A 6,863-nucleotide genomic window follows, 5' to 3' on the forward strand; every position below is an offset into this window, starting at 1 on the left:
ACCGATAGGTGACAGGCAAGTCACGCGGCCTGACTGGCCGGTGGGGTCATGATGGTCTCGTACTCGATAGGGGTCAACCGGGACAGGCCTCGTTGGCGTCGGCGGCGATGGTAGGTCCGCTCGATCCAGGTCACGATCGCAGTCCTCAGCTGCTGCCGGGTGGGCCAGGTCCGGCGGTCGAGGACGTTGTTCTGCAGCAGGCCGAAGAACGATTCCATCGCGGCGTTGTCGCCGGCAGCGCCAACACGACCCATCGACCCGAGCATCCGGTGCTGATGCAGAGCACGAACGAATTTCCGGCTGCGGAACTGCGATCCGCGGTCGGTGTGCAGCACGCAGCCTGCGACGTCACCACGCCGGACGACGGCATTGTGCAGGGCGTTGACGGCCAGCCGCGACTTCATACGCGAGTCGATGGAGTAGCCGACGATCCGGTTCGACCACACGTCCTTGATCGCGCACAGATACAGCTTGCCCTCACCAGTGCGGTGCTCGGTGATGTCGGCCAGCCACAACCGGTTCGGGCCACCGGCGGTGAAGTCGCGCTTGACGCGGTCGTCGTGCACCGGCGGACCCGGCCTGGTGCCCTTGCCGCGGCGCCGCTTGCGGCTGACCACACTCCACCAGCCCATACCGGAGCAGATCCTCCAGGCGGTGCGCTCGACCATCGGCTGTCCGGCGGCACGTGCCTCGTCGGTCAGGAACCGGTAGCCGAACTCCGGGTCGTCGCGATGGGCGTCGTACAACGCGTTCGCCCGGTAGGCCGCAGCCAGGTCGGCGTCGGTGACCGGACGGGCAAGCCACCGGTAGTAGGGCTGTCGAGCAAGGTTCAGCACCCGGCACGTCACCGCGACGGGGATCCCGTCCGCGGCGAGCTCGTTCACGAGCGGGTAGAGCCTTTTCCCGGCAGGTTCGCCTGCGACAGATACGCCGCCGCCCGGCGCAAAACCTCGTTCTCCTGCTCCAGCAGCCTGATCCGCTTACGGGCCTCACGCAGCTCGGCCGCCTCAGTGCGGCTCACCCCGGGCTCGGCGCCGGCGTCGATGTCGGCCTGGCGCAGCCACTTGAACAACGTCATCGGGTGAACCCCGAATCCTTCGCGATCTGCTCGACCGTCACGCCGGGGTCCCTGTCACGGGCGACCCGCACGACGTCATCACGGAACTCACGAGGGTAGGGCTTGGGCACAGCAACATCCTCCCAGCTCACCGTCATGGCAAGCCATCTCAGATGTCACCTATCGGTGCAGCAGACCCCCCGTACATCGTCATCCGCTTCTTCAGCCCTTTGCGCTCCGCCATATCACGAATCTTGACCCAGCGGTCCTCGTAGAACGTCTCATACACCCACGGGCCACCCCGCGGCGCCGTGAAGACGAACGCGTCCGGAGCCCTTCCCTCACACCGGGCCCTGAGCATCTCGAGGACGGGTGCCGGCACTGGAATCTCCCGGTAGCCGTCCTCAGTCTTCGGCTTCAGCACGAGAACCCACCGGAAGTGCTCGCGGCGCATCACCTGCTGGATGCTGACAGTCCCGCGGTCGAAGTTCACCGATCGCACCGGCACAGCGGTCGCTTCCCCCCACCGCATCCCCGTGGACAACAGCATCACCATCAGGTCGGCCGCCTCCGGATCGACCTCATAGGCAGCCTCAATCACTACCCGCGCCTCCGAACGATCCTCCACAATCTCCCTCGGTGCACGCACCTTCTCCGGCAACTGAAGGCCCTTCAGAGGGTTGTAGGACCGCAGCGGCGGCTCATCATCCTCACCAGCGAGGCACGCCGCATCGAAAATCGGCGAAACCGACTCTCCTCGAATGTTCTGAATCGTCTTCGGGGACAGCTTGCCGATCAGCCCGTTCTGCCAGCGCCGCATCTCGCCGCGGGTTATCGCGGCGATGGGCCGATCACCTATCACCGGGAACACGTGCGTGACGAGACGTTCCAGATACTTCCGCTTCGTCTCACGATTGGGCCGCACAAGCCTGTCGATGTAGCCGCGCGCGTACTCCTCGAAGGTGATCGCCGGCGGCGCCTCCTCCACGGCATCGTCCGCATGCAACACCTGCACAGTCGCCGCGAGGTAGCCGAAGCCGCGCGCGACGAGCACCTCATCGGGAGGCATTGTCTGCCCGTAAGCATCTACCAGGGCTTTGAACGTCTTGGCCTCGGCATGGGAGTCGAAGGTCCTTCCGTCCCATTCACCGGCCCGGGTTCCACCCGTGCGCCACTTCACCCGATACCGGGTGACCTTTCCGTTTCGTGTCTTCCGGGGTTCGATCGTCGCCATGCCAGCTTCCCTGGACTCATGGCGGCAACCCGGCTCAGAACGCAGTCACGCACCCTCCAGCACTGCCACGTGTGACACCGCCGGAAGGCCCGTGTTCCCACCGTGTTCCCACGGGGAGAACCGAAGCCCTGAACGAGAAAGCCGCCGACCATAAACTGCCTGGTCAGCGGCTTGATAAGTTCGATTAGAACAAGTGTCCGAGGGGGGACTTGAACCCCCACGCCCTATACGGGCACTAGCACCTCAAGCTAGCGCGTCTGCCATTCCGCCACCCGGACTTGCACTGCGACCCCGCCACTGCGGTCCGGCTTCCCGTTCCGCGCCCTTCAGCGCCGCACAGGAGAGAACTTTACACGGCCCCCACCCCTGCCTTCACCGGGGGCCACCCCCTCCGCCTCATCACTCCAGGTAACCACCGATCGGTCGGTGGCGGGGAGGGTATGGCGGTGCTCTGATAGCACGGTAGGGAATGCTTGGGCGTCGACACCGCCGAAACGTGTGGGCGGCTCGTCTTCGACACAGGGACCGGACGGCAGGGTTTATGTCACAGACAACATCGGGAACGTGGCAGAGCGTTACTGACGAGGAGGCGTGGGACCGGGAGCTGTTCGCGCAGCCGCGGGACGGGCACTTCCTGCAGAGCAGTCACTGGGCAGCGTTCCAGCGTGCGAACGGGCGTGAGGTGTATTTCGGCCGGGGTGACGGCTGGCAGTGTTTGGCGATCGTGGAGCGGGCCGGGGACGCCTGCCGGCTGTACTGCCCGTACGGGCCGGTCGCCGACGACCTGACGGCGCTCGAGCGGGCGGTCGAGGCGCTTCAGGAGCTGGGCAAGCAGGAAGGTGCCGGGTTCATCCGGGTCGAGCCGTGGGCGCCGGTCACCCGGGACGATCTGGTCAAGCTCGGGCATTTCCCGTCGAAGCGGAACATGCAGCCGGGTCTGACCTGGGTGCAGGACCTGCCGGGTAAGACGAAGGACCAGCTGGTTCTGGAGTTCGCGCCGAACGTACGCAATCGGTGGCGTAACGCCTACAAGAAGGACATCTCCGTCGTTTCCAGCACGAACCCGGACGACGTCGAGATTCTTCTTCAGATGATCCACGACGTGTCGAATCACACGGGCATGATCCCGCACGACGACGACTACTACCGGCGGCAGACGAAGACGCTGCTGGAGCGCGGTGCGGGCACGATCTACATCACGAAGCACGGCGAGCAGCCGATCGCGGCCGCGATCGTCTACGAGAGCCCGACGACCCGCTACTACGCGCATTCCGGCAGCCTGCTGGAAGCGCGGAAACTCCACTCCGGAACCGTCATGCTGGCGACAATGGTGCTGGAGGCGCAGGAGCGCGGGCAGCAGGTCTTCGACTTCGTCGGCGCGGCGCCCAAGGACGAGCCGGATCACCCGTGGGCCGGGTTCACCGAGTTCAAGCAGTCGTTCGGCGGCCGTTACCGGCAGTATCTCGGCACCTGGGAGATGCCCTGCCTCGGCCTGGCCCCGGCTCAGCAGTGACCGGCAGGGCAGCAACAGTGAGGACAACGACGGTGCACCTGGAAGAGGTTCTCGCGGAAGTCCCCGCCGCCACGCTCGTGCAGGGCGACGCCACCCGCGAGGTGTCGGGCATAACGCACGACTCGCGGCGAGTGTCACCCGGTGACCTGTTCGTGGCGATCCCGGGCGCGAACCACGACGCCCGCGGGTTCGTCGCACAGGCACTGGAGCGCGGCGCGGCTGCCGTGGTCACCGAGGGCCCGGTCGAGCTCGACGGCGACGCCGCCGTGGTGCGGGTGCCGTCCGCGCGCGCGGCGCTGGCCGATCTCGCGGTCGCGGTCTACCGGCACCCGGGCGAGCACATGAAGATGGTCGGCGTCACCGGCACGGACGGCAAGACGACCACGTCGCACCTGATACACGCGGCGCTGGAGCAGGCCGGCATGCGTACCGGCCGGCTCACCACCGTGGGCATGACCACCGGCGGCGGCAACCCACCGGTCTACTACGGGTTCACCACGCCGGAAGCCGGCGAGCTGCAGCGCATGCTCGCCCAGATGGTCTCCGACGGCTGCCAGGCCGCGGTGACCGAGGTCAGCTCGCACGCGCTGCAGCTGGACCGGGTCCGCGGCGTGCCGTTCTCGGCCGCGGTGTTCACCAACCTGACGCCGGAGCACCTGGACTTCCACGGCACGATGGAGAACTACGCCAAGGCCAAGGCACACCTGTTCGCGATGGCGGCGATGCGCGGCCCGGACTCGTTCGGCGTGGTCAACGCGGACGACCAGTGGTGGAAGCTGATCGCCAGTGGCGGGCCGGAGACGCTGTACACGTACGGTCTGGAATCCAAAGATCTTGATCTGTGGGCCGAGAACCTGCGCGTGGACGCTGACCGCTCCCGGTTCACCATGTTCACCCCGTGGGGCCGCCGCGAGATGATCTCGGCGATGCCCGGGAAGATGAACGTGATGAACTGGCTGGCCGCGACCGCCACCACGGTCGGTCTCGGCGGCGACCTCGACGCGGTCGTGGCCGCGGCCGAGTACGCGACCGTCGAGGGCCGCATGCAGACCGTCGCCGCCGGGCAGCCGTTCGAGGTGTTCGTCGACTTCGCGCACACGCCGCACGCGCTGGAGACCGTGCTGCGCACGCTGCGCGCCCAGACCAAGGGCCGGCTGATGGTGCTGTTCGGTCACGCCGGCGGCCGCGACTCCGGCAACCGCCGCCCGATGGGCCGGATCGCCGCGAGCATCGCCGACGTCGTCATGGTCACCTCGGACAACCCCGCCCACGAGGACCCGGCCGCGATCTCCGCCGAGATCGTCGCCGGCACCCGTGAGGCCGAGTCCGGCACGTCCGACGTCCGCGTGGTCATCGACCGCGGCGACGCCCTCCGCGAGCTGCTCGCCGACGCCACCCCCGGCGACACCGTGCTGCTCGCCGGCAAGGGCCACGAGGAGTACCAGGCCCTCGCCACCGGCAACATCGACTGGAACGACGCCCGCGAGGCCCGCACCGCCCTCGCCGGCCTCGGCTGGTCCTGACCCACGCCCTGGCGGCGGGCATCCGATCCCGCCGCCAGGAACGGAATACCGTTCAAGAAGCGGATTTTCCCGCTCCCGGCGGCACCGGCCGGCGTGCTCCCGCGGGCAAACCGCGCGGAGGCCTCCGGCTCCGCTGGCGCTCCGCTCCGGCCGCCGCGACGCAGCCGGTCCCGCGTCACCCGGACACCCGGCTCCCGCCGCACCGAATCCCGCTGGCCCCGATCCGGGCGATGGGCCAGGATCGGCGGGTGAGCAGCTTTCCCGCGCAGTCGCGCCGCGCCCGCGACGACACCCTCGCACCGGTACGCCGGCTGCGCGCGCTGCGGGAATGCGCGCTGCACTTCGCGCCGTACGGATTCCATGCCACCTGGCACCACCTGATCGTCTCCGCACGCATCCCGGAGCACCTCGACGACGACCCGCGCTCGCTCACCCGCGCGATCGACGAGCTGCAGGCGGCCCGCGAGCTGGTGCTGCCGCTGCGCGCCGCCTACGCCGAGACCCGCCGCCGGGAGAAAGCGGCCGGGCACCGATCCCCGCGCCGGCCGGTGCCACCCTGGGACACGCCGCCGATGATCGGCTTCGCGCACTGCCCGGATCCGTGGCGCCACCCGGCCGAGCCGCTCCCGATGGTGGTGCGGAGAATCATCACCCATCATGCCGCCGGGTACGACCCGGCGGTGCGCTGCCTCGCCTGCGGCACCGAACGCCCGAGCCCGCACGGCGCCTGCCGCACCTGCGGCGTCGGGCCGTTCACGCCGCGCCGGGACCCGTTCGCCGACGACCCGGGACGCGAGCGGTGGAAGCGGATCTGGCGGCGGGCGTTCCCCCGCTGCTGACCGCCCCGGATGCGATGCCGACGGCGAGGGCCCCACGTGTCGGTGTCAGCCTCGTGGTCCGTTATTGATGCAGTTCAGCCAGTCGTCGTCGATACCGAGATACACCGAAACCTCCTGCGTCCGGGAGCCCGAGGTGACGCGCACCGTCAGCACGAACTCGGACTTCACCGGGATCGGAGGCATCCAGGCCGACGCCGCACCCACCGAGCCGGGCCCGTCCGAATGGCCGGGCGGGACGTTCGGGCCCGGCGTGGGCTCGAACCCGGGCGGAGTGTCCGCGAGCCTGACCCGGAGTTCCTGCGACCAGGTGCCGTCGATGAAGACGGGGAAGTAGATGATCCGCCCGAGATCGGTGGGCGTACAGAAGCGCTGATGCAGGTCGATCAGCCGCCACGTGGCCGGCGACGCACCCGCCGCCACCGCGGCGGTGGGCGGGCCGATGGTCACGGCCAGTGCCAGCCCGGCCGCGACGCCGATGACCGAACGGGCGAGGTTTCGACGTCCTGTCACGGTTACCTCCAGATAGGACCGAACGGGGTGCGGCACCGCACCCCGGGAACGTAACCGGAAATTCTCAGCCCGGATTCAGAGCACGACCCGGTGCATCGGTCGCCACCGAGGTGCGTGGGCCGGTCGGGTGCGGCCGTCGCGCGCGCTGGTGTGACCGTGCCGGCAGCGATAGCCGGCCCGAGGCGCG

General features: G+C 68.7%; 5 protein-coding genes, 1 tRNA gene and 1 pseudogene. 3 read left to right on the top strand and 4 right to left on the bottom strand.

Features of this window, described 5'->3' with window-relative positions; all coding sequences use genetic code 11:
- Positions 1–20: 20 nt before the first annotated feature.
- The 3 genes and pseudogenes from J2S42_RS09230 to J2S42_RS09240 all read right to left on the bottom strand — a co-directional run bounded on the left by J2S42_RS09230 (position 21) and on the right by J2S42_RS09240 (position 2,569).
- Positions 21–1,188: pseudogene (locus J2S42_RS09230) on the bottom strand (IS3 family transposase).
- A gap of 38 nt (positions 1,189–1,226) precedes the next feature.
- Entirely contained in the window at positions 1,227–2,291 is a 1,065-nt protein-coding gene (locus J2S42_RS09235) for a tyrosine-type recombinase/integrase (RefSeq protein ID WP_307237539.1), read from the bottom strand.
- A gap of 194 nt (positions 2,292–2,485) precedes the next feature.
- Positions 2,486–2,569 (bottom strand) — tRNA-Leu (locus tag J2S42_RS09240).
- A gap of 263 nt (positions 2,570–2,832) precedes the next feature.
- Here J2S42_RS09240 and J2S42_RS09245 point away from each other — a divergent pair.
- The 3 genes from J2S42_RS09245 (at position 2,833) to J2S42_RS09255 (ending at position 6,166) form a co-directional block, all read left to right on the top strand.
- A complete protein-coding gene (locus J2S42_RS09245; RefSeq protein WP_307237542.1) occupies positions 2,833–3,804 on the top strand; it encodes a lipid II:glycine glycyltransferase FemX in 972 nt (323 codons plus the stop codon).
- Positions 3,805–3,821: 17 nt separating this feature from the next.
- A complete protein-coding gene (locus J2S42_RS09250) occupies positions 3,822–5,327 on the top strand; it encodes a UDP-N-acetylmuramoyl-L-alanyl-D-glutamate--2,6-diaminopimelate ligase (protein WP_307237545.1) in 1,506 nt (501 codons plus the stop codon).
- A gap of 248 nt (positions 5,328–5,575) precedes the next feature.
- Positions 5,576–6,166: a hypothetical protein gene (locus J2S42_RS09255; RefSeq protein WP_307237546.1), complete on the top strand. Its 591-nt coding sequence runs from the start codon at positions 5,576–5,578 to the stop codon at positions 6,164–6,166.
- Positions 6,167–6,211: 45 nt separating this feature from the next.
- Here the strand turns inward: J2S42_RS09255 and J2S42_RS09260 are convergent, their stop codons facing one another.
- Positions 6,212–6,676, bottom strand: a complete 465-nt coding sequence (locus J2S42_RS09260) for a DUF5980 family protein (protein ID WP_307237549.1) — start codon at positions 6,674–6,676, stop codon at positions 6,212–6,214.
- Positions 6,677–6,863: the final 187 nt, after the last annotated feature.

Source organism: Catenuloplanes indicus, from assembly GCF_030813715.1.
In the GTDB taxonomy this organism is placed as follows: domain Bacteria; phylum Actinomycetota; class Actinomycetes; order Mycobacteriales; family Micromonosporaceae; genus Catenuloplanes; species Catenuloplanes indicus.